General features: G+C 66.6%; 21 protein-coding genes and 1 tRNA gene. 7 read left to right on the top strand and 15 right to left on the bottom strand.

What is annotated here, in order from left to right; all coding sequences use genetic code 11:
- Positions 1-91: 91 nt before the first annotated feature.
- The 5 genes from VCJ71_RS01155 to cpdR form a co-directional block, all read right to left on the bottom strand.
- Positions 92-1,174 carry an NAD(P)/FAD-dependent oxidoreductase gene (locus VCJ71_RS01155; RefSeq protein ID WP_324638494.1) on the bottom strand — a complete coding sequence of 361 codons (1,083 nt, stop codon included), beginning with the start codon at positions 1,172-1,174 and terminating at the stop codon, positions 92-94.
- The gene (locus tag VCJ71_RS01160) at positions 1,153-1,839 is read right to left on the bottom strand and encodes a methyltransferase domain-containing protein (protein WP_324638495.1); all 687 of its coding nucleotides are present in this window, start codon (positions 1,837-1,839) and stop codon (positions 1,153-1,155) included. Before VCJ71_RS01160 ends, VCJ71_RS01155 begins: the two co-directional genes overlap by 22 nt.
- A complete protein-coding gene (locus VCJ71_RS01165; protein ID WP_324638496.1) occupies positions 1,829-2,902 on the bottom strand; it encodes a type III polyketide synthase in 1,074 nt (357 codons plus the stop codon). Before VCJ71_RS01165 ends, VCJ71_RS01160 begins: the two co-directional genes overlap by 11 nt.
- 82 nt (positions 2,903-2,984) lie before the next feature.
- Positions 2,985-3,059 (bottom strand) — tRNA-Val (locus tag VCJ71_RS01170).
- Positions 3,060-3,156: 97 nt separating this feature from the next.
- A complete protein-coding gene (gene cpdR / locus VCJ71_RS01175; RefSeq protein WP_290134857.1) occupies positions 3,157-3,531 on the bottom strand; it encodes a cell cycle two-component system response regulator CpdR in 375 nt (124 codons plus the stop codon).
- Positions 3,532-3,660: 129 nt separating this feature from the next.
- Between cpdR and VCJ71_RS01180 the strand changes: the two genes are divergently transcribed.
- Positions 3,661-4,614 carry an N-formylglutamate amidohydrolase gene (locus tag VCJ71_RS01180; protein ID WP_324638497.1) on the top strand — a complete coding sequence of 318 codons (954 nt, stop codon included), beginning with the start codon at positions 3,661-3,663 and terminating at the stop codon, positions 4,612-4,614.
- A 215-nt stretch (positions 4,615-4,829) separates the two neighbouring features.
- On the opposite strand, the gene VCJ71_RS01185 is transcribed toward VCJ71_RS01180, so the two are convergent.
- The gene (locus VCJ71_RS01185) at positions 4,830-5,633 is read right to left on the bottom strand and encodes a SapC family protein (RefSeq protein ID WP_324638498.1); all 804 of its coding nucleotides are present in this window, start codon (positions 5,631-5,633) and stop codon (positions 4,830-4,832) included.
- Between the two features lie 77 nt (positions 5,634-5,710).
- Entirely contained in the window at positions 5,711-7,162 is a 1,452-nt protein-coding gene (locus tag VCJ71_RS01190; RefSeq protein WP_324638499.1) for an FAD-binding oxidoreductase, read from the bottom strand.
- A 176-nt stretch (positions 7,163-7,338) separates the two neighbouring features.
- Between VCJ71_RS01190 and VCJ71_RS01195 the strand changes: the two genes are divergently transcribed.
- The 3 genes from VCJ71_RS01195 to VCJ71_RS01205 all read left to right on the top strand — a co-directional run bounded on the left by VCJ71_RS01195 (position 7,339) and on the right by VCJ71_RS01205 (position 10,310).
- Positions 7,339-7,872: a hypothetical protein gene (locus VCJ71_RS01195; protein WP_324638500.1), complete on the top strand. Its 534-nt coding sequence runs from the start codon at positions 7,339-7,341 to the stop codon at positions 7,870-7,872.
- A 157-nt stretch (positions 7,873-8,029) separates the two neighbouring features.
- Complete coding sequence (locus VCJ71_RS01200) at positions 8,030-9,418, top strand: DEAD/DEAH box helicase (RefSeq protein ID WP_324638501.1); 1,389 nt, start codon at positions 8,030-8,032, stop codon at positions 9,416-9,418.
- A gap of 61 nt (positions 9,419-9,479) precedes the next feature.
- Positions 9,480-10,310 (top strand): sterol desaturase family protein, encoded by an 831-nt coding sequence (locus VCJ71_RS01205; RefSeq protein ID WP_324638502.1) that lies wholly within the window; start codon positions 9,480-9,482, stop codon positions 10,308-10,310.
- Here the strand turns inward: VCJ71_RS01205 and VCJ71_RS01210 are convergent.
- Positions 10,307-12,607, bottom strand: a complete 2,301-nt coding sequence (locus VCJ71_RS01210) for an ATP-dependent helicase (protein WP_324638503.1) — start codon at positions 12,605-12,607, stop codon at positions 10,307-10,309. The two genes, VCJ71_RS01205 and VCJ71_RS01210, sit on opposite strands and share 4 nt — an antisense overlap.
- A gap of 122 nt (positions 12,608-12,729) precedes the next feature.
- Here VCJ71_RS01210 and VCJ71_RS01215 point away from each other — a divergent pair, with 122 nt between their 5' ends.
- Positions 12,730-13,062 (top strand): hypothetical protein, encoded by a 333-nt coding sequence (locus VCJ71_RS01215; protein ID WP_324638504.1) that lies wholly within the window; start codon positions 12,730-12,732, stop codon positions 13,060-13,062.
- A gap of 82 nt (positions 13,063-13,144) precedes the next feature.
- Here the strand turns inward: VCJ71_RS01215 and rsmD are convergent, their stop codons facing one another.
- Positions 13,145-13,693, bottom strand: coding sequence for a 16S rRNA (guanine(966)-N(2))-methyltransferase RsmD (gene rsmD / locus VCJ71_RS01220; protein ID WP_324638505.1), 549 nt, complete (start codon positions 13,691-13,693; stop codon positions 13,145-13,147).
- Positions 13,690-14,445 (bottom strand): pseudouridine synthase, encoded by a 756-nt coding sequence (locus VCJ71_RS01225; protein WP_324638506.1) that lies wholly within the window; start codon positions 14,443-14,445, stop codon positions 13,690-13,692. Before VCJ71_RS01225 ends, rsmD begins: the two co-directional genes overlap by 4 nt.
- A gap of 146 nt (positions 14,446-14,591) precedes the next feature.
- Here VCJ71_RS01225 and VCJ71_RS01230 point away from each other — a divergent pair, with 146 nt between their 5' ends.
- Positions 14,592-15,029 carry a ferritin-like domain-containing protein gene (locus VCJ71_RS01230; protein WP_324638507.1) on the top strand — a complete coding sequence of 146 codons (438 nt, stop codon included), beginning with the start codon at positions 14,592-14,594 and terminating at the stop codon, positions 15,027-15,029.
- 69 nt (positions 15,030-15,098) lie between these two features.
- Here VCJ71_RS01230 and VCJ71_RS01235 read toward each other — a convergent pair whose 3' ends face one another.
- On the bottom strand, positions 15,099-16,256 hold the full coding sequence (locus tag VCJ71_RS01235; protein WP_324638508.1) for an aromatic ring-hydroxylating oxygenase subunit alpha: 1,158 nt from the start codon (positions 16,254-16,256) through the stop codon (positions 15,099-15,101).
- Positions 16,257-16,324: 68 nt separating this feature from the next.
- Between VCJ71_RS01235 and VCJ71_RS01240 the strand changes: the two genes are divergently transcribed.
- On the top strand, positions 16,325-18,094 hold the full coding sequence (locus VCJ71_RS01240) for an AmpG family muropeptide MFS transporter (protein WP_324638509.1): 1,770 nt from the start codon (positions 16,325-16,327) through the stop codon (positions 18,092-18,094).
- On the opposite strand, the gene VCJ71_RS01245 is transcribed toward VCJ71_RS01240, so the two are convergent.
- The 4 genes from VCJ71_RS01245 to trpB form a co-directional block, all read right to left on the bottom strand.
- Entirely contained in the window at positions 18,091-19,395 is a 1,305-nt protein-coding gene (locus VCJ71_RS01245) for a bifunctional folylpolyglutamate synthase/dihydrofolate synthase (protein WP_324638510.1), read from the bottom strand. The two genes, VCJ71_RS01240 and VCJ71_RS01245, sit on opposite strands and share 4 nt — an antisense overlap.
- A gap of 5 nt (positions 19,396-19,400) precedes the next feature.
- Positions 19,401-20,252 (bottom strand): acetyl-CoA carboxylase, carboxyltransferase subunit beta, encoded by an 852-nt coding sequence (accD, locus tag VCJ71_RS01250; protein ID WP_324638511.1) that lies wholly within the window; start codon positions 20,250-20,252, stop codon positions 19,401-19,403.
- Positions 20,253-20,255: 3 nt separating this feature from the next.
- The gene (trpA, locus tag VCJ71_RS01255; RefSeq protein WP_324638512.1) at positions 20,256-21,041 is read right to left on the bottom strand and encodes a tryptophan synthase subunit alpha; all 786 of its coding nucleotides are present in this window, start codon (positions 21,039-21,041) and stop codon (positions 20,256-20,258) included.
- 238 nt (positions 21,042-21,279) lie between these two features.
- On the bottom strand, positions 21,280-22,512 hold the full coding sequence (trpB, locus tag VCJ71_RS01260; protein WP_324638513.1) for a tryptophan synthase subunit beta: 1,233 nt from the start codon (positions 22,510-22,512) through the stop codon (positions 21,280-21,282).
- Positions 22,513-22,514 lie beyond the last annotated feature (2 nt).

Genomic DNA, 22,514 nt, shown 5'->3' on the forward strand with positions numbered 1-22,514 from the left:
CGGTCCTGCTTTGTCTTTCGAAGTCTTCGGTTGCCGCGCGCCATAGCAGAGCGGGCCGCGCACGCAAGGCGAGCGCCGATGCCGGGGTCGGTCAGTCGATGCGGGTCATTCGCATTGCGGGCCGCAGGAGCGACGGCACGATGCGCGCCAGCGGCAGGGCGAGCCGGGCGAGGGCGGGATGCTCGGCAAGCGTCCAGGCCGCCTTGGCCGCCTTGACCGGACGTGCAGCGCGGCGGGCGAAACCGCTCTGCCAGCTGCGCGCCGCGCCCGCTCCGCCGCGAAGCCACGTCTCTGCGGCCGACACGCCGCTTGCGACCGCAATCGCCATGCCTTCCCCTGCGAGCGAGGGGATAACCGCCGCCTGGTCGCCCAGCCGAAAGACGCCCTCGGCGGTGTCTTGCGCGATCCAGCCATAGGGCACGCTGCCGACCGTATCGACGGGAAGTGTGCGCCAGTCGCCCTGCAACCGCAGGGCAAAGGCCGGGTGCCGCGCCGCGACCTGGGCGAGCAGTTCGTGTGGATCAGCATCCGCCTGCGCCAGCCGTTCCTTGCGCAGCGCGAGGCAGATATTGGCGCTGCCGTCTTCCTGCAGGACGATTCCGGCATAGCCTTGTTCGAACAGGTGCAGTTCGATGGCATCGCCCACCGTTTCGGCGAGGGCGGGCGAAGCGGGGATGCGGATCCGCAGGCCGAGCGCGGGATTATCCTTGCTGCGCGGCCGGGCGGCGCCGCGCACATCGTGCTTGCCGCTGGCGAGGAACAGTGTGTCCGGCAGCCACTCCCGACTTTTCGTGGTGACGGTGCGGCCTTCCACCTCGCGTACGGTATCGATTTCCAGCTTCGCCCCGGCGGCTACCGCAGCTTCGCGCATGGCGGTGTCGAGAGTATGGCGCGACAGGCCGTAGGCCACGCCGGGCAGGGGGGCACGGGCGCTGTCCTGCCCCGCGAAGAGGGCGAGGGTGCGCGCAGGATGGCCGCCAAGCGCGGCGATATCAATACCGAGCCGTGCGAGCCGCGCGCTCGTCCGCCAGCTGAGGAAGCCGCCGCACAGCGCGTCGCCCGCCTCGGCATTCCGGTCGAGAAGGACCGGCTCCGCGCCGCCCCTGGCCAGCACGATCGCGGCAGCGCAGCCCGCCGGCCCCGCGCCCAGGATCAGCGGATCTTCGCGACGCACAGGCGGAACGGGAAATGACGCTCGACCGACGCACCGTCGATCCCGGCTTCGGCCAGGATCGGGGGCCATTCTTCGGGGCGATAGGAGCGGGCGATGGAGGTGTGGCCGTCCTTGCGCACGATTTCGTGCCAGCCGAACAACCGTGCGAGCACTGGATAGCCGGCGTAGGCGAAGCCGTGGCGGTGGAGGTCGTTTATGAACCACCCGCCACGCGCCTCGCGGTCCATGAAGCGCAGGAAGGCGACCAGCTGCTCGTGCGTCATGTGATGCGCGACGAGGCTGGAGACGACGAAATCCCAGTCGCGACCCATGTCGTCGGCATAGTCGCCGGTGCGGTAGTCGATCGCGAGATCGTCCGGCGTCGCAGCCTTCGCCGCAGCGACGCTGCGCGGGTTGAGGTCGACGCCGACAAGATCGGCTTCGATACCGCGCCTGTCCGCCCAGCGCGCGATGGCGCGCAGCATGTCGCCATCGCCGAAGCCGACGTCGAGGAGCGAGAAACGCTTGCGATGACCCAACGCGCGGTCGAGGAAGCCGAGGGTGGGGCGATGCGCCATGGTGACACGGTTCACCCTGGCGAGATCTTCCAGCACCGCGTGGTAGGTCGCCTCCGGCAGCGCCGGATCGTCCATCAGTTCCTCGGTGATGCGCCGTTCAGCCAGCATCGACCCAGCCGAAATGGAACCCTTCCATCGCCAGCCCCGGCCCGAAGGCGAGCGCGACCCCGCGTTGCGGCCGGCGCTGCATCATCGTGGCCATGGCGAACAGGAGGGTGGAGGATGACATATTGCCGTTCTCACGCAGCACGTCGCGCGATGCGTCCAGCGCATCGTCCGGCAGCGATAGCCCGCGCGTCACCGCATCGAGGATGGAGCGCCCGCCGGCGTGGACCGCCCATCCGTCGATGGCGGCAAGGTCGCGGCCGCCGCTGATCGCCTCGCGCACCTCGGCACTTTCGAGCGCGTCGGCAAGGCGGCCGGGCACTTCGCCCGACAGGTGCATGGCGAAACCGGTATCGACGATGTTCCAGGTGATGAGCCCGGCGCTGTCGTCGAGCGCGAGCGCGATGCTTTCGCCCAGCGCAAGGCCGTCGCCCCGGTTCTCGACGATGGCGGCGGCCGCCCCGTCGGCGAATTGCATCATGGCGAGCAGCGGCTCGATCTCCGCGACGGGCTGCAAGTGGACGCTGGCGATCTCCACCGTCACGACCAGCACCCGTGCTTCGTCGTCGGAACGGGCGAGGTGGCGCGCGGTGCGTAGGGCGATGGCCCCGGCATAGCAGCCCATGAAACCGATCAGCGTGCGCTCTACATCGCGGCCGAGATCGAGCTCGCGGGCGATGATCTGGTCGATGCCGGGCGCGACGAAGCCGGTGCAGCTGGCGACCACCAGATGGGTGACGCCCGACAGGTCGGGCAGCTTGCGGATCGCTGACAGGGCCAGCTCGGGCGCGGACCGCGCGTAAAGCTCCATCCGCTCGGCCGTGCCGGGTGGTTTTTCGCGGGCGTAGAAACTGCCCGGCTCCAGCCTGGCATCCGCCTCGTCGAAGATCGACCAGCGATGCGTGATGCCGCTGCGTTCGGCCATGCGTTCGAAGATCGCCCCTTCGCGCTCGCCGGGAATCTGGCGGCGCGCCCAGCGGCGATAGGTTTCCGCCACGTCCTGCGCGGGGACGGCGGTGGCGATGGCGGTGATGCGGGGTTCGCCGGAAAGCGCGTGTTCGGTCATGCAGGCCCCACATGGGGTCTAAACCGGTGCGCGACAAACAAAAAGGCGCCGCAAACGCGACGCCTGTTCGATTGGACCCGAATGGTGGGCGTAGGAAGAGTTGAACTTCCGACCCCTGCAATGTCAATACAGTGCTCTACCACTGAGCTATACGCCCGCACCGTTCGGATTTCGCCTGCGCCGAAGCGCCGGCAGGCGCGCCATCTAGCGGGCGCGCCATGGCTGCGCAAGTGGTAAGTTGGCCCGGAACTTACCTAGAGCCGCGCCGACTTGTCGGGCTCGAACATCCGCTCCACTTCCAGCACCAAGTCGCGCAGGTGGAAGGGCTTCGACAGGACCTTGGCCTGCGGCTGTTCCTGGCTCGCCTTCATGCTGACGGCGGCGAATCCGGTGATGAACATCACCTTCGTATCCGGGCTGATCTCGGCGCATTTCTGTGCCAGCTCGATCCCGTCCATTTCCGGCATCACGATGTCGGACAGCAGCAGGTCGAAGGTTTCGGTCTCGAGGTGCGGCACGGCCGCCGTGCCCCGGTCGACCGCGACGACATCGTACCCCGCATTCTCCAGCGCACGCTGCAGGTAGCCCCGCATCGCTTCTTCGTCTTCGGCCAGGAGTATGCGGATCATCGCTGCGCTCTATCCTTCGTCATGCGTTTGCGGGAGGCGAATCCCTACGCCCAAGCCGTTAAGATTTCGATGAAGATCTGTAACGTGATCTGCTTTGACACACACCGCCGCAGGGTCCAGCATGGTGCCATGGATGGAGGCAGCAGAAAGGCCGGTGGCGCGCGGCGCGATTCCCGCGGGGGCAGCGTGCCGGGGCTGGCCGGCGCCGCCGCCTGGCACCTGAGCGAGCCGGAGCCTGCCGCAGTCCCGGTGCTGATCGCGGTGCCGCATGCGGGCCGCGCCTATCCGCCCGAACTCATCGGAAAGATGCGCGATCCTGCGCTGGCGGCCTTGCGGCTGGAAGACCGCTATGTCGACATACTCGCCCGCAAGGTGGCCGAGGCGACGGGCGCGGCGCTGCTGCAGGCACACGCCCCGCGCGCGATGATCGACCTCAACCGCGCACCCGAAGAAGTCGACTGGACCATGCTGGAAGGCGGCGGTCAGGGTCAGGGGCGCGGCAGGGGACGGATCGCCCGGCGCGCGCGCAGCGGCTTGGGACTGGTCCCGCGCCGGCTGGCCGGGATGGGCGAAATCTGGCGCACGCCGCTGCCCGTGGCCGCGCTCGACCAGCGGATCGGCTCCGTCCACGCGCCCTATCACGACGCGCTCGACGGTGCGCTGCGCTCCCTCCACAGCCGCTGGGGCGCTGCGCTGCTGGTCGATTTCCACTCGATGCCGCCGCTCGGGCGGCAAGGCGAGGCACCGGGGGCTGAGCTCGTGATCGGCGACCGTTTCGGGGCGAGCTGCGACGGCGGACTGGTCGCGGCGGCCTTTGCCGAAGCCGATCGCCTGGGCCTGCGCGCCGCGCATAACCGCCCCTATGCGGGCGGCTACGTGCTTGATCGGCACGGCCGGCCCGCGCGCGGACGCCATGCGATGCAGTTCGAGATATGCCGCCGCGCCTATCTCGACATGCGTCTTGCGGAACCGGGTGAGCGGCTGGAGGATACGGCGTCCAAGCTGGCGCTTGTCATCCGGCGGCTGGCTGCGGAAACCGCCGCGCTAGGCTCCGCAACATCGCTTCCCGAAGCTGCCGAATAGGCCCCGATAAAAAGACCACCCCGCACAAGATCGTACGAGGTGGCCAAGGTTCAGGGAGGTGGCACATCGCACGCGATGCGCCAATCCGGACCGGCTATGAGGGGGAACCGCCCCGGACACCTCCAAGATGGGTGCCGGGGCGGTCGGTTTCAAGTAAGGACTGGCGCTGAAGCGAGCCGCATTTGCGACGGGCTGCGCGCGCGAAATCCGAAGTTTTAGATGTCGACCTGCAGTTCGCCGTTGGCCGGCTGCGGCGCGTTCGGCGTCTTGCCCTGGCGGGTCTGGCGCGCGAAGATGATCCGCATCATGTCGAGCGACATCAGGTGCGCGTGGATCAACACGAGAAGGCCGCTCTTGTGCCACTTCTCGACCGTTTCCGTCGGCAGGTTCTGCAGCTTTTCCTGGTCGACCATCTTGAAGCCGCGATAGACATACGGCTGGGCGTCGGGACGGTTGTCCTGGTTGATCGAAACTTCGCCGTCCATCAGGATGTCGGCGTCCTTCAGTTCCTGCATCATCGCCTGCGTACGCTGGCCTGCCTGTTCGAACCGTTCGCAGAACTGCATGACCTGCTGGGTTTCTTCGGACGGCTTGTCACCGTCGAACAGCGCCTTGCCTTCTTCGAATTCGCCGACGAGGCCGCTGGTCGGGTCGAAGCACAGCGACATCTCGTCGCTGCCTTCCTTGAGGCGTGCCAGCATGAAGGGATAGCGGCGGATGTAGGCCGGGATGTAGAGATCGTCTTCGATGAACTTGCCATCGTCGTTAACGAACGTGTTGACGCCTTCGTTGAGACCCATCAGCGCCAGCGGCACCGGCTGGTCGCCCGACGAGAAAATGACCGGGTAGTGGCGCTGCACCTGTGCCAATTCGTCGGCGGTGACCGGAACGGCGTGCTGGTTGACGAGCCAGGTCGCATGCTCGGTCTGCTTGGCGTTCCAGCCCGCGTGGTCGCGGGTGTTGAGGGGCATCAGGTCCTGGTAGAACAGGGGCAATTGGCTTTGCGGCGCGCTGGCCATGGATTTTCTCCGAAAGTCTGGATTCGTCTGTGTCGGCGGAAGGGGGCCGGGCGGCCCGCTTCGCATCGCGGCGCGCTTTAAGGGGTTCGCTCGCCTTTCGCAAGGCGAGCGGGCACCAGCTTGCCGGGATTGAGGAGCCCGGCGGGATCGAGCGCGTCCTTGATCGCCTGCATCACCGCGATTTCGGCCGGGGCGCGGGTCGCGGCGAGCACGTCGCGCTTGTCCTGCCCGATGCCATGCTCTGCGCTGATCGTACCGCCGGCCGCTGCGATCTTTTCGTACACGAAGCGGCTGATCGCCTTGCCCTGCTCACGCTCCCACCGTGCGGGTTCGGAGCCTTTGGGCGCAAGCACGTGGAGATGGATGTTGCCGTCGCCCAGATGGCCGAAACCGCGTACGTCGTGGCCCGGAAATTGCTGCGGAATGACCGTTTCCAGCATCGTGAGCGTATCGGGCATCGCTTCGGGCGGGACTGCGATGTCGTGCTGCACGGCGGGGCGGTGGGCCTTTTCCGCCGGCGCGATGTTCTCGCGCAGGGCCCAAAGCGCCTCCGCCTGGGTTTCGCTGGCGGCAATCACCGCATCCTCGACGAGCCCGGCTTCCAGCGCGGATGCGAGGCAAGCCTCGACCGCATCGCCGAGGGCAGGCGCGCCATCCGCGTCGGCATCGAATTCCAGCAGCGCGTTCCACGCGTGCCGCCCTTCCAGCGGGTGGTGCGCATCGGGCAAGTAATCGACCACCGTGTCGAGGCAGTCGGCCGGCACGACTTCGAACCCTTCGAGCGCTGCGCCCATGCGGCCTTGGCAATGCAGCAACAGCCTGCGCGCGGTGTGGATGTCGGGCAGGCCGGCCCAGACAACCCGCCGTTCCGCAATCGCGGGGACCAGCTTCAGGACCGCGGCAGTCACGATGCCGAGCGTGCCCTCGGAACCGATGAACACCTGCTTGAGGTCGAAGCCCCGGTTATCCTTCTTGAGCGGGGCGGTAAGGTCGAGGATTTCGCCGCCCGGCGTGATCACCTCGAGCCCGGCGACAAGTTCCCGCATCACGCCGTGGCGCAAGACCTGCGTTCCGCCCGCATTGGTGGAGACGAGCCCGCCGACGGTCGCCGAACCCTTGCCGCCGAGCGACAGGGGAAACCTCAGGCCCTTAGTCTCGGCCGCCTCGTGCAGTGTTTGCAGCACCACGCCCGCACCGCAGCGCGCGAGCGAGGCCGCGCTATCGATCTCCAGCGTGTCGAGCCGTCGCAGGGAAAGGAGGAGCGCGGTTCCGCTATCGTCCGGCGTTGCGCCGCCGACCATGCCACTGTTGCCGCCCTGCGGCACGATCGGCGTACCGGTTTCGGCGCATAGCTTCACCAACGCGGCGACCTCCGTCGTGAAGGCGGGCGAGGCGAGGGCCATGGCCCGCCCTTCGTAACGCCCGCGCCAATCGGTCAGCCACGGTGCCATCGCCTCGGCATCGCGCGACAGGCCCTTGTCGCCCAGAATGGCGTGCGCGCGGTCGAGGAAAGGGGTCTGGTCGGTCATCGGAAAACCAGATAGCGATGCGGCAAGCGCCTTGCCAGTTTTGCGCCAGTTCTGCGCCAGTTTTGCCGCCGAATGGGCGCGCGGCGGCAGGATTAAGCCATCGTTCAACCGTACTCCCTATCAGGGGACGGGCTCGAATATCCCGACGCCGCTTTCCGCCGGAGACCCGCTTACCCATGCAGTTCCTGCCCATCATGCTTGCGCCGCTGGCGCTGATGCTTCCGGCAGTGTCTGCGGGCGGGGCGCAGGATGCGCCCCGGCTGGGCGAGGGCGATCCGCTGGCGGCATCGACCCTGCAGCCTGCCGCCGCAGGCCCGCTCGTCTGGCAGCCCGAGATCGGGCGACAGGTCCGGGTCGAACGCCGCGTCGTGCTGCGCATCGCCCCGCGCCGGACCAGCAGCGCGCCGCCGCCCGACAACCGCAGCCGGGTACGCTATCGCCGCGTCGCGATGGGCGACTGCATGCCGATGGAAGATATCGGCGCGGTCCGGCCTTCGGGAGAGAACCGGCTGCTGTTCTTCCGCCGCAGCGGCGGCATCGTGTCCGCCAGGCTCGAACGCAGCTGTAGCGCGCGGGCGTATTATTCCGGCTTTTACGTCGAACGCAGCGAGGACGGGCAGATGTGCGTGGCCCGCGAACGCCTGCGGTCGCGCAGCGGGGTGACGTGCAGCATCGCGTCGCTCGAGCGGCTGGAGCCTGTCACAGAATAACGCCGCAGCCGCGCCGCTCCCATTTCCTTGACTTTTCCGCCGTTTTCGCCGAGAGGCGCGGCGCGTTCGCAGCGTTTCGATTGGCCCGCCGGGCCGGATTGCCCGCAAACGCCCAACCAATCGCTCCGATTGACCTTTAGGGATTTAGCCTAAGCCTATGAAATTTGCCGATCTCGGCCTGTCCGACGAATTGCTCGCTGCGGTTGAAGCCGCGGGCTACGACACGCCTACCCCGATCCAGGCGGAAGCGATTCCGGCCGTCCAGATGATGAAGGACCTGATCGGCATCGCGCAGACCGGCACCGGCAAGACGGCCAGTTTCGTGCTGCCGCTGATCGACGTGCTCGCCAGCGGTCGCCGCCGCGCCCGCATGCCGCGCAGCCTCATCCTGGAACCAACCCGCGAACTGGCGGCGCAGGTGGCGGAGAATTTCGAGAAGTACGGCGTCAATCACGACCTGAAGATGGCGCTGCTGATCGGCGGCGTGCAGATGGGCGACCAGGTCAAGGCGCTGGACGAGGGCGTCGACGTGCTGATCGCCACGCCGGGCCGGCTGATGGACTTGTTCGAGCGCGGCAAGATCCTGCTCAACGGCTGCGAGCTGCTGGTGATCGACGAAGCCGACCGCATGCTCGACATGGGCTTCATCCCTGACATCGAATTCATCTGCGACAAGCTGCCCGAGCAGCGCCAGACGCTGCTGTTCTCCGCCACCATGCCTCCGCCGATCGAGAAGCTGGCGAAGAAATTCATGACCAATCCCAAGCGGATCGAAGTGAGCCGCGCGGCGACCACCAACAGGGACATCACCGCCTTCAAGATCAACGTCCAGCCGCGCCAGAAGCGCGAGACGCTGGAATGGCTGCTGCGCAACGACCACGTCGAAACCGCGATCGTCTTCTCCAACCGCAAGACGACGGTGCGCGAGCTCAACAAGCACCTGCAGCGCGCCGGTTTCGCCAGCGGTGAAATCCATGGCGACATCGACCAGGCGACCCGCCAGCGCGAGCTGGAGCGGTTCAAGTCCGGCGACATGAACATCCTCGTCGCCAGCGACGTCGCCGCGCGCGGGCTCGACATCAAGGGCGTGAGCCACGTGTTCAATTACGACACGCCGTGGCACCCGGACGATTACGTCCACCGTATCGGCCGGACGGGGCGTGCAGGGGCCAAGGGTCGCGCTTTCACCTTCGTCACGCCCGACGATGCCGAGGCGATCGACAATGTCGAAAAGCTCACCGGCAATCCGATCCCGGTGTTCGGCAAGAACGATGTCCGCGTCGAGCTGAAGCAGCCCGATGCCGACAAGCCGGAAAAGCGCAGCAAGCCGAAGAAGGCCGAGGAAGAGGACAGCGAGGCGCCTGCGCAGGCACGCGCTCCGTCGCCCGAGCGCAAGCCGCGCAAGGATTCCCGCAAGAGCGAGGAAAAGCGCGAGAAGCCCGCAAAAGCAGAGCGCAAGCCGCGCCGCCAGCAGGATGAAGAGCCGGTGCCGGCCGGCGAGTGGAACGGCCCGCGTCCGGACTTCCTCGACACCTCGGCAATCTGAACGCGCGCGTCTGGCGCAAAGTTAACCGAATGTTGAAGCCTCGCGCGCGATATGCGCGGGGATGGAAGCGTTCGCATCCGATGCCGCAGCCAAGATGCTGGCCTTCGCGCCGGCCGCGCTGCTGTTCGCGGTGCTCGCCACGATCCTGAAGCGCGAGCGGATCTGGGCTGCGCTCGCCCGCACCAGGGGTGAGACACTGACCAACATCGGCCTCGTCGCGATCAATTCGCTGATCCTCGCCCCGCTGCTGGTCCTGCCGACCGAACGCTGGAACGATGCGGCGGCGATTTTCCCTGCAATGGCCGCTTTCTGGGATGCGCAAGGCGCGGCGCTGGTCCTGCCAGTCACGCTGCTGGCGGGCGAGTTCATCATTTACTGGCGCCATCGGGCTGAGCACACGAAATGGCTCTGGCCGATGCACGCGGTCCATCATTCGGACACGGCGATGACGTGGCTGGCGCTGCTGCGCAAACACCCACTGGCGAAGGTGCTCTCGCTGTTCGTGGATGTCGCGCCGCTGATCCTGCTGGGCCTGCCGGTTTGGGCGATCGTCGTCTGCGGGCTGGCACGCACCTGGTGGGGATACTTCATCCATGCGGACTTGCCGTGGACGCTGGGCCCGCTCGGCAAGTGGCTGATCAGTCCTGCTGCCCACCGACTCCACCACATCGATGACCTGGAGCTATGCGGCAGCAATTACGGCGGCATCCTGACGGTTTGGGACCGCCTGTTCGGCACTTATGTCGACCCCGCACCCTTCATCGATTGCCGGACTGGCGTTGAAGGCGGCTCGAAAGGCCTGGCCGGCGAACTTGCGCGGCCGTTTGCGGGCTGGGCGGCGATGGCGCGCAAGCCCGCCGCGCGGGCGGCGCAGGAAACTGCCGAGGCCTAGTCCGCTGGTTTCACGAAGCTGTCGATGACCCGCTTGGTGCCGGCATCCTCGAAATTGATTTCCAGCTTGTTGCCTTCTTGGCCCATCACCGTGCCGTAACCGAACTTGTCGTGGAACACCCGCGCGCCCAGCGCGATGTCGTTGCGCGGCTTGGCGGCGAAACTGGCGGCGCTGCGGCCCGGCTCCTTCACCCGCACCGGCGTCGTGTCGTATCCGCTGGCGAGTGCGCGCTGCCAGCCGGGACCGCGCGCGCTGCTGCGGCCGGGGCGGTTCTGCGAGACGTGGGCGAAGGGGTCCTCCGTTTCGGTCCAGTTCGCGCGCCATAGGGAGGCGCCGCCGGTCATGGTCGTTTCCTGCTCGATATGCTCGTCCGGCAATTCCTCGACGAAGCGGCTGGGGATGGAGCTGGTCCACTGGCCGTAGATGCGCCGGTTCGCCGCATGCAGGATCGTGCAGCGCCGCCGTGCACGCGTGATGGCGACATAGGCGAGGCGCCGCTCTTCTTCGAGACTGGCGAGCCCGCCTTCGTCGAGCGCGCGCTGGGAGGGGAACACCCCGTCCTCCCACCCCGGCAGGAAGACGTGGTCGAATTCCAGACCCTTGGCGGCGTGGATGGTCATGATCGTGACCTTCTCGTCCTCCGCATTGGCATCGTTGTCCATGACCAGTGCGACATGTTCGAGGAAATCGCCGAGCGTGTCATACTCCTCCATCGCGCGGGCGAGTTCGGACAGGTTTTCCGCGCGGCCTGCAGCCTCTGCCGTCCGGTCCGCTTCCAGCATCGCGTCGTAACCGCTTTCCGCCAGTACGTTACGCAGCAGCTCGGCGGGGGAGACCTGCTCCGCCATGTCCCGCCAGCGCAGGAAATCGTGGAGCAAGGCCGCGATCGTGTTGCGGGCGCGGACGGGCAATTCGTCGCTGTCGGCCAGCTCCAGCGATGCGGCGGCGAGCGGCTGCTGCGTGCGGCGCGCATGCTGGTGCATCTTCTCCAGCGTCTTGGCACCCAGGCCGCGCTTGGGCTGGTTATAGATGCGCTCGAACGCCAGGTCGTCCTGCGGCTGGGCGATGACGCGCAGGTACGCGAGCGCATCGCGGATCTCCGCGCGTTCGTAGAAACGGAAACCGCCGATGATGCGGTAGTTCAGGCCGATCTGGATGAAGCGGTCTTCGAACTCGCGGGTCTGGTAGGATGCACGCACGAGGATGGCGACTTCGTCCAGCGATGCGCCTTCACGCTCCAGCCGCTCGATTTCCTCGCCAACGCGGCGCGCTTCCTCCGGCGCATCCCACACGCCGATGACGCGGACTTTTTCGCCTTCGGGCAGCTCGGTCCACAAGGTCTTGCCAAGCCGCTGGCTGTTGGCGTCGATCAGTCCGCCGGCGGCGGCAAGGATTTGCGGGGTGGAGCGATAGTTCTGCTCCAGCCGCACGACCTTGGCGCCCGGGAAATCCTTCTCGAAGCGCAGGATGTTGGCAACTTCCGCCCCGCGCCAGGAATAGATCGACTGGTCGTCGTCCCCCACCACGCAGATGTTCTTGCGCTCCTGCGCGATCAGCCGCAGCCACAGGTACTGCACGGCGTTGGTGTCCTGGTACTCGTCCACCAGCACGTATTTGAACCGCTTCTGGTAGCTTTCGAGCACGTCGCGATGCTGGCGCAAGATGTTGAGCATGTGCAGCAGCAAATCGCCAAAATCGCAGGCGTTGAGCTGTTTCAGCCGCTCCTGGTAGCGCGCGTACATCGCCTGGCCCTTGCCGTTGCCATAGGCCTCATTGTCGATGGCGGTCAGATCGGCGGGGTTGAGCCCGCGGTTCTTCCACCCGTCGATCAGTCCGGCGAGCTGGCGGGCGGGGAAGCGCTTCTCGTCGAGACCGGCTTCCGTGATCAGCGCCTTGAGCAGGCGCAGCTGGTCGTCCGTGTCGATGATCGTGTAATTCGGCTCCAGCCCGACCAGCTCCGCGTGGCGGCGCAGCATCTTGGCGCCGATCGAATGGAAGGTGCCGAGCCACGGCATACCTTCCAGCGCTCCGCCGGTCAGCTTGCTGACACGGTCACGCATCTCGCGCGCCGCCTTGTTGGTGAAAGTGACGCAGAGGATCTCGCTCGGCCACGCCATCCGTTCGCGCACGATATGGGCGAGGCGGTGGGTGAGGGCGGCAGTCTTACCCGTGCCGGCACCGGCCAGCATCAGCACCGGCCCATCCAGCGTCATCACCGCCTCGCGCTGCGGCGGGTTGAGATGCGCAAGCCACTGCGGAGCGGCCTGTGCCGGCAAGTTGGGGTCGGTTTCGGGCATGGTGAACAGCTAGGGAACACGGGGCCGCTGCGCAAGGCGTCAGTCCGCGCGAACGCGCAGGCACGCGGAACGTATTTCCATCGTCCGGCGTTTTAATGGCCAGAGAATTGAAGGAGTTGCCGATGCGCAAGATTTTCACCACCGCCGCGGCGGCCGCCGTTTTCATCGGCCTTCCCGCCGCCGCCTCGGCGCAGGACGCGAATGCTACCGATACCGCCGACGCTGCGACAGAGGCTGCGAACAGCGGCGGACCGGCAACGCGTCAGGCCGTGCTCGACACGACGCCTGCCCCGCAAAAGGATTATCCGGTTTGCAGTGCCACCGTGACCGACGGCTGCATCCAGCCGCGCGAGGCCGGGATGAATTACGGCAACCGTCCGCTCGATTACTGGCCCGGCAAGCCTGCCAGCCAGATGACCCCGGAAGAAAAGCGCGCCGCCCGTCCGAAGGACTGAGCGGCACGCAAACAGACCAGTTCGTCACGCCTGTGGCGTTGGAAAGGGCGCTCCGCCAAGCGGGGTGCCCTTTCTTTTGCGCTCAGTCCGGCAGGCGCAGCAGCCGGAGCATAGCCTTGCCGACCTTGCGTTCCGCCGCGATGTCGACCGCCTTGAAGCTCGCCTCCTCGTCCGCTGCGGTTTCGAGCGCGATCCAGGTCGCCGGGCCGATCCAGCCGAGCCGTGCGAGCCGGTCGATCGCTACCGCGCCCGCGCCGGTGTGATAGGGCGGGTCCAGCAGGATCAGGTCGTGCGGCGCCTTGGCGGGGCCAAGCGAAAGCACAGACCCCGCCTGCACGGCGAAGCGCGTGCGATCGGCCTTGAGCGAGGCGAGGTTGGCCTTGATCGCTTCCACCGCGCTGCGTTCCTGCTCCACGAACAGGCAATGCGCCGCGCCGCGCGACAGCGCCTCGGTACCGAGCGCGCCGGAGCCGGCGAACAGGTCCGCCACGCTCAGACCTTCGAAGCTGCCGAGGCGGCTGGCGAGCATGTTGAACAGCGTTTCGCGCGTCCGGTCCGCGGTGGGGCGCGTAACCTCCCCCTTGGGCGCAACAAGCTTGCGACCGCGCCAGTCGCCGGCGACGATCCTCACGCTTTCAGCTTCCGGCGCATCGCTTCCAGCGGACCGCGGGGCACGATATCGACCTGCCCGCGGGGCAAGTCGCCGAGTTCGAACGGGCCGTAGGCGGTGCGGACCAGCCGGTTCACCTGCAGGCCGAGGTGTTCGAGGACATTGCGCACCTCGCGGTTCTTGCCTTCGGTCAGGGTCATTTCGATCCACTGGTTGCGGCCGCTGCTGCGTTCCAGGTTCGCGTCGATGGGGCCATAACGCATGCCGTCCACCGTGATGCCGGTCATCAGGTCTTCCAGCGTTTCCTGCGAAACCTCCCCGAAGGCGCGGGCGCGGTAGGTGCGGGGGATCTCGTTGCGCGGCAGTTCCAGCGCGCGCTTCAGTTCGCCGTCGTTGGTCAGCAGCAGCAGGCCTTCGGTGTTGTAGTCCAGGCGGCCGACCGGCATCACCCGCGGCGCATCCTTGGGCAGGGCGTTGCGCAGCGCGTCGTAAATCTTCGGCCGGCCTTTCGGATCGCGCTCCGCCGTCAGCAGGCCGGCGGGCTTGTGGAAGCGATAGAGGCGGGCAGGCGCGGGCTTTTCAACCGGCTTTTCGTCCACGCTGACGCCCTTGAGCGAAGTGAGCAGGGTCGCCGGTTTTTCGACGGGCTTGCCGTCGATGGCGATCCGGCCATCCTCGATCATCCGTTCCACTTCGCGGCGGCTGGCAACGCCAGCGCGGGCCAGCAATTTGGCGATGCGCTGCGGCGCGTCGGCTTCGTCTCGATTGCTCATCCGCAGCGCCTTAGCGGGCAATGGCGGCGCGGCCAACGCTTGGTCGGACAATAGCGGCAACTGGTCGCGCAAGCCGGATAAAAACCGTTGTCTGACAGTTGGTTGGGTAAGTCGAACACGACATTACACCAATACAGGACATTATCATGACCCAAGGACTCGCAACGCTCGAAACCCTCGCCGACACCGCCATCGACAGCACGCTCGGCTACGAAAAGGCAGCCGAACGCGCTACCGATGCCAACCTGCAGAGCACGCTGCGCGCGGCTGGCGCAGAACGTCGCCAGGTCGTCAGCAGCCTCAACGGCGAAATCAGCCGCTTGGGTGGCACGCCCCGCGAAGACGGATCGTTCAGCGGCAGCGCCCACCGCGCATGGGTCGATATGACGACCATGTTCGGCGACAAGAATGAAAGCGCGGTCGAACGCGTCGAAGAAGGCGAAGACTACATCAAGGGCAAGTTCCAGAGCGCATTGGACGACGATGACCTTCAGCCGGAAAGCCGCCAAATCGTGCAACAGTGCTTTGCCCAGATCTGCGAAGGCGAGCGCATGAGCGACCGCCTCGACTCGCAGTTTTCCTGATCGCTTGCAATTCGAGGGTAAGACCCTCGGCGAAAACCCCGCTCGACCGAGCGGGGTTTTTTCGTTCGATCAGTTAACCTCGCGCATTTGCACCGCGATCAATTCGGAGAAGCGCGCGATCCCGCTTTCCAGCGCGCCGAGGGTGATATGTTCGACCGCGCCGCTAGAAAGACCTTGCTGGCCGAGTTCGGCTGCCCGGAAATCCTCGGACGCGAAGACGCCGCCGTCGAGCAGCGCCCAGCTGCGCTCCCAGTGATCGCGGGCCTTGTCGGTCGCGGGCGGTTCGGGGATCAGCATGAAATCCTCCACCAGCGTGTGGCCCACCGCCTGCGGCCAAAGGGTCATGATGTTGATGTAATCCGGGCTGGGAATGACGATTGTGCCGGGCAGCAGCTGGTAGGCAAAGGTCACGATCCGCCGCAGCGCGTCCATGTCGGAGAGGTCCACGCCCTCCATCTCGTCGATCCGGCCCACCGCGCTGCGCAGGTGCGGGCCGATCTCGTCGCCTGCCGTCACCCCGTCGCGGAAGAACGGGCCGATGGTTCCGCTGTGCAGCCGCGTGACATGATAGGATTCAAGGAAGGCGTCCATGATCAGCTTCCAGTTCGCCGCGACCGAGTGGGTTTTGCGGCGGAACAGGTGCAGGTCCGCCATGCCGAAGGCGGCGAAATCCTCGCCCAGCGTGCGCGCATGCGCGAAGTCGGAGTCGCCGGCTGGCGCGAACCAGATCGCGCCGCCGCTCTCGATACTTGGCAATTCGACGAGGCCGTGGGCGGACTTGTCGAGGCCGGGGAACGTCTCGGGCCGGGGCAGGGCAAGCAGCTTGCCGTCGAGGCCGTAAGTCCATGCGTGGTACGGGCAAACGAGCCGCGCTGCGCAGTGCGCTTCGTCGCCCTCGACCAGCCGCGTCCCGCGGTGGCGGCACACGTTGAGGAAGACGCGCGCCGTCCCTTCCTTGTCGCGCGTGACCAGCAGCGGTTTGCCGGAAAGGTCATGCGGCACCGCGATGCCCGCTTGCGGCAGCAGCGCGGAGGGGGCGACCAGCTGGGGCATCCGGCCAAAAAGCGCGGCCATCTCCCGCTCGAAATGGGCAGGGTCGGTGTAATCGCTGGCTGGCAACGTCGACATCCCGCGATCCGCCCTCGTCGCACCTGCTGCCACCGCGCGGGCGAGGGCGAGCTGTCCCGCGGAAGGTGTTCGCCGCGCGGCGGTTGTGATTGCGTTCATGCGCACATCCTTTAACTGCGGGTCACACTTTCGCACGAACCGGTGCGCAACACAATTTGGGGACGGGAATGGCCGAGGCCGCAGCAGCAGAGAAAACGAAGCCGGGTTGGGGAGAGGTTTTCCGCTCCCTCAACAACCGCAAGAGCGGCTTCATGGTGCTGTTCGGCTTTGCGCAGGGCCTGCCGCCCGCGCTTTTCCTCGGTACGCTGTACGCCTGGCTTTCGGAAGCCGAGGTGGACCTCGAAACGATGGGCGTCTTCAGCCTCGTCGGGCTTGCCTACGCCTTCCAGTTCCTGTGGTCGCCGCTGCTCGACAAGGTCGATATCCCGGGGCTGCGCCGCCTCGGCAAGCGCAAGCAGTGGATCGCGCCGATGCAGCTGATCATCGGCATCGCGCTGGTGGTAATGAGCACGCTCAACCCCGCGACTTCGCTGGGCTGGTTCAGCTTGCTTGCGGCCATCGGCGCCTTTGCCAGCGCGACGCAGGACATCGGCATCAACGCCTGGCGTATCGACGTGGCGGACGAGGTCGCGACGCTCGATATCCTGTCCACAATCACCCAGATGGGCTTCCGCCTCGCCAGCCTCGTCGGCGGCGCCATCGGCCTGATCCTTGCCGAGAGATATGGCTGGCCATTCGTTTATGTCATGTTCGGCGGGTTCATGCTGGTCATCGGCTTTGCCGCCCTGTTCGCGCCCGATGCCCGCGTGTCCGACGACCGCGTTGCCAATGCTGCTGCCAGCCGCGAGGAAGTGGCCGAGCTCTACAACGTGGGCGAAGTGACCGAGAAAGTGCGCAATCGCGCCCTGCTGGCGGTCGGGCTGCTGTGGGGCTGGGCCATCGTCACGGTGGTGGTCTTCATGGTCCGCTCCATGACCGCGGCGGCCGATGCCCGCCCCGACGTGACCGAATTCACCACCACTTACGGCCCGCTGATCGTGCTGGCGACGATCGTCGTGCCCGCATTCATCGCCGCATGGGTGGTGAAGCAGCAGCGTGACGGCAAGAACGTGATCAGCGCGGCGCCGGGCGCGGGGGCCGGCCATTCGGTCAAGATTACCGACCACCTGTACCGCGCGCTGGTGCTGCCGCTGGTGGAATTCGTGAACCGGATGGGCTGGTCGCTGATGCTGGTGCTGGCGCTGGTGCTGACCTACCGCATCACCGATTCCGTCTGGGGCGTCTTCGCCTACCCGTTCTACCTCGGCGAGCTCGGCTACACGGGCGAGGACGTGGCGTTCGCGTCCAAGATCCTCGGCATCTTCGCCATCCTGATCGGGCTGGCGCTGGGCGGCTGGCTGATTACGGTCTTCGGGCGGATGTTCATGCTGACGCTGGGCGCGATCATCGCGGCGGCGACCAACCTGCTTTACGCCAACCTCGCCGTCGGCGGCGCGGCGATGCAGGCCGGCAGCGACGCGATCGGCTTCACCTGGCTCGTGGACACCATCGCCGGCTGGCTGGCACCGCTGTTCTTCGTGGCCGCCCCGCCGAGCGAAGGACTGGCGAAGCTGGCCTTCACAATTTTCTGGGAGAACCTGGCCATCGGCATCGCCGGGGCGGCGTACATCGCGTGGCTTTCCAGCATCGTGGCCAAGAAATACGCGGCCGTGCAATTCGCGCTGCTGGCATCGCTCACGCTGCTGATCGGCACGCTGGGCCGCGGCGCGCTCGGCCAGATGATCGAGGATCGCGGCTATTACTTCGTCTTTATCTTCACCGCGCTGATCGGCGTCGTCGCCGTGGTGCTGTGTGTGATGGAGTGGATCCGCGAGGCGCGCGCCGGTCGCAACAGCGGCGTGGTCACGCCCGACCGGCACGTGGTGGCGGAAGCCTAGTCCGGCAGCTCTTCGTTCAGGCGCAGGACCTCGCCCGCGAGGTACAAAGAACCTGCGATCAGCACCGGCAAGCCGTCGTCGGGCAGGGCTTCCAGTGCCTGTTCCACCGTCTCGCGGTTCATCGCGCGGGGGCAGACGTTTTCCGCCCTGTGGCTGACGTCGCCGGGCACCGGGACGACCTGCACCGTGGCAAGATTCTCGCGCAGGGGGCCCACGATAGCAGCGGGGTCCTTGCGCGCCAGCATGCCGAGCACGAGATGCAGCGGCTCGCCCCCGCTGAAATGCTTTGCCAGCACTTCGCCGGCGGAAGGGTTATGCCCGCCGTCGAGCCAGACCGTGTGGCTCCCCCCCGCAAGCCGCGTCAACGGACCGTCGCCCAGTTTCTGCAAGCGCGCGGGCCAGCGGGCGCGGCGGATGCCTTTCGCCAGGGCTTCCGGCGCAACAATCGCATAATCCTGGTGGCGCAGCATGGCGGCGGCGAGTGCAGCGTTTTCCGCCTGGTGCTCCCCCCGCATGGCGGGCAGCGGCAGGACCAGCTCGCCGTGGCGGTCGGCGTAAGTGAGCACGTCGGTGACGCTGGCGTGCCAATGTGTGCCGCGCATCGCCAGCGGCGCGCCCGCGGCCATTGCCGCGCGCTCGATCTCCAGCTCGGCTTCCGGCTCATAGGACAGGGTGACGAGCGAGCTGCCCGGCCGCACGATGCCCGCTTTTTCGAACGCGATGCGCGCTAGCGGGGATGTGGGCGGGCCGTCCTCGGCGCGCAGCAAATATTCCTCGTGGTCGATGCCCAACGCCGCGATGCCGCAGGCGGCGGGGCGCCGAAACACGTTGGTCGCGTCCAGCCTGCCGCCAAGGCCGACCTCAACGATCGCCGCGTCGGCAGGGGTTCGCGCGAAGGCGAGCAGGCTGGCGGCGGTCGAGACTTCGAAGAAACTGGTGCCGAGACCGTCCGACGCGTCGATCACCTCCTCCAGCAGGGCGGCGAGCGCCTCGTTCGAAATCAGCTCCCCGGCCACTCGGATACGCTCGTTGAAGCGCACGAGATGCGGGCTGGTGGAGACGTGCACGGTCTTGCCGTCCGCTTCCAGCATCGCGCGCAGGAAGGCGCAGGTCGATCCCTTGCCGTTGGTGCCCGCGACATGGAACACGGGCGGCAGGCGGTCCTGCGGGTCGCCCAGCCGCTCCAGCAAGGCGCGGATCACCGAGGTGTCGAAACGCCCGTGCTGCAGCTTCATCCGCGCCAGCCGATCGAGCTGGCGCTGGACGGCCGGGTCTTCGGAGGTCGCGAAATCCGCGACCATCGCCGTCAGGCCGCTTCCCGGTCGGGTTGCAGGAAATCGAGCAGTGTCGCGAGGCGCGCTTTCAGGTCCTTCCGCTCCACCACCATGTCCACCATACCGTGCTTGCGGAGGTATTCGGCGCGCTGGAACCCTTCGGGCAGCTTCTCGCGGATCGTATCCTGGATCACGCGCTGGCCGGCAAAACCGATCAGGGCGCCGGGCTCTGCGATATGGATATCGCCCAGCATGGCGTAGCTGGCCGTGACGCCGCCGGTGGTCGGATCGGTCAGCACGACGATATAGGGCAGGCCCGCTTCGCGCAGGCGGCGCGTCATCACGGTGGCCTTGGGCATCTGCATCAAGCTCAGGATGCCTTCCTGCATCCGCGCACCGCCCGCGGCGGTCACCACGATGAAGGCGCATTTGCGGGTTAGGGCCCGCTCTGCCGCCTGGCAGAACGCCGTGCCAACGGCCATGCCCATGCTGCCGCCCATGAACTTGAAATCCTGCACGCCGACCACGGCGGGGTGGCCGTCGATCGTTCCGCTGCCGCCCGTGAACGCATCGTTATGCGGATTGGCGGCGCGGGCGGCCTTCAGCCGGTCGGTGTATTTCTTCGTATCCTTGAAGCGCAGCGGATCCTCGCGCACCAGCGGCGGGGAAAGCAGCTCGTAGCCATCGTCGAGCAGCAGCGAAAGCCGCCGGTCCGCGCCGATACGGCCATGGTGGTCGCAGCGCGGGCAGACGTTGAGGTTCTCCTCGTATTCCTTGGAGAAGATCATCTCCGCGCAGTTGGGGCACTTCACCCACAGGTTGTCGGGCGTGTCCTTCTTGGGAACGAAGGGCAGCGAATTGCGAACGCGATCTAGCCAGCTCATGGGTCAGCCCTTTCGCGCGGAATGGACGGCGTTGGCAAGCGCCTGCGTGAGCTCGCGCAGCTTTTCGGGCGCATCGCTGCCATGTTCGCCGACGATCTCGACGAGTGCGGAGCCGACGACGACGCCGTCCGAGACCCGTGCGATGGCCTCTGCCTGCTCCGGCGTGCGAACGCCGAAGCCGACCGCCACGGGCAGGTCGGTCGCCGCTTTCAGCCGCGCGACGGCATCGGCGATGCTGGCCTGCGCGGCCTGCTGCTTGCCGGTGATCCCGGCGACGGAGACGTAATAGAGGAATCCTTCGCAGCCCCGGAGAACCGCGGGAAGTCTCGCACTGTCAGTGGTGGGTGCACACAGGAAGATTGTAGCGATGTTCTTCGCGCGCAAAGCCAGGCCGAGCGCCTCATCCTCTTCGGGCGGGATATCGACACAGATTACCCCGTCGACGCCGGCCTTGACGCATTCGTCCGCGAACCATTCCGGACCGCGCCGGATCATCGGGTTGGCATATCCCATCAGCACCAGCGGCACGTCAGGATGGCGCGCGCGGAATTCGGCTGCGTGGCGCAGCACGTCCGCGGTGGTCGTTCCCGTGCCGAGCGAGCGGATGTTCGCCGCCTGGATCGCGGGGCCATCGGCCATCGGATCGGTAAACGGCATGCCCAGCTCGATCACGTCCGCGCCGCCCTCGACCAGCGCGTCGAGATTGGCCGCAGTGTCGCCATCGCCTGCCGTGACGAAGCAGACGAGGGCGGGGTGGGGTTTGGCGAAGGCGTTGGTAAGGCGGCTCATTGTCGTGGTCTCCACCAAATCCATACCAAGGTCAAAACGCTCAGAACCAAAGCACTTGAGATCATGAGCCCGCTAAACTTCATCTGATCGACGGCGGGACATGGAACGATAGTGTTCTCAGGACCCGAAGGGCAGCCCCCGGCGAGACTATATTCAGTAAGAGCATCCCTAAAAATATATGCTTGGAAGATAGCAAACACGAGCAGCGAGATAGAGATCAACAAACGATAGTCTCGTCTCAAATCTCCACTCCCAGCTTCTCGGCCACGGTGAAGATATCCTTGTCGCCCCGCCCGCACAGGTTGGCGAGGATGATGCTGTCCTGCGGCATTTCCTTTGCGCGCTTGGAGACGGCGGCGATGGCGTGGCTGGGTTCCAGTGCGGGGATGATCCCTTCCGTCCGGCAGAGGAGTTGGAAGGCGTCCAGCGCCTCCTTGTCCGTAATCGCGGTGTATTCGACGCGGCCCGTGTCCTTCAGCCAGGCGTGTTCCGGCCCGATGCCGGGATAGTCGAGGCCGGCGCTGATCGAGTGGCCCTCGGTGATCTGGCCGTCATCGTCCTGAAGCAGATAGGTCTTGTTGCCGTGGAGTACGCCGGGGAAGCCGCCGAGGAGGCTCGCCGCATGCTCGTCACCGTCGAGCCCGTGCCCGGCCGCCTCGACACCCAGCAGCTTGACCTCCGCATCGTCGAGGAAGGGGTGGAAAAGGCCGAGCGCGTTCGACCCGCCGCCGATGCAGGCTACGGCAAGGTCGGGCAGGCGGCCGATGCGCTGCTGCATCTGCTCGCGCGCTTCCTTGCCGATTACGCTCTGGAAATCGCGCACCAGCTCCGGATAGGGATGCGGCCCCGCGGCGGTGCCGATGATGTAGAACGTGTCCGAAACGTTGGCGACCCAGTCGCGCAGCGCCTCATTCATCGCGTCCTTCAGCGTGCCGCGCCCGGCCGTGACGGGCACGATTTCCGCGCCGAGCAGCTTCATGCGGAACACGTTGGGCGATTGCCGCCGGACATCTTCCGCACCCATGTACACGACGCAGGGCAGACCGAAACGCGCGCAGACGGTGGCCGTGGCGACCCCGTGCTGGCCCGCGCCGGTTTCCGCGATGATCCGCGTCTTGCCCATCCTCATCGCCAGCAGGATCTGCCCGATGCAATTGTTGATCTTGTGCGCGCCAGTGTGGTTGAGCTCGTCGCGCTTGAACCAGACTTGCGCGCCCATTCCGGCATCTGCGTCCTTGCGCAGTTCCTCGGTCAGCCGCTCCGCGTAATAGAGCGGGGAGGGGCGGCCGACGTAATGTTCCAGCAGGTCATCGAACTGTTCCTGGAAGGCGGGGTCCGCTTGCGCCGCGCGGTATTCACGCTCCAGATCGAGCACCAGCGGCATCAGCGTTTCGGCGACGTAGCGGCCGCCATAATCGCCAAAATGGCCGCGCTCGTCGGGCATGTTGCGGAAGGAATTGAGTGCGTTCATGG

The organism is Pseudoblastomonas aquimaris (assembly GCF_035481675.1).
Lineage (GTDB): Bacteria > Pseudomonadota > Alphaproteobacteria > Sphingomonadales > Sphingomonadaceae > Alteriqipengyuania_B.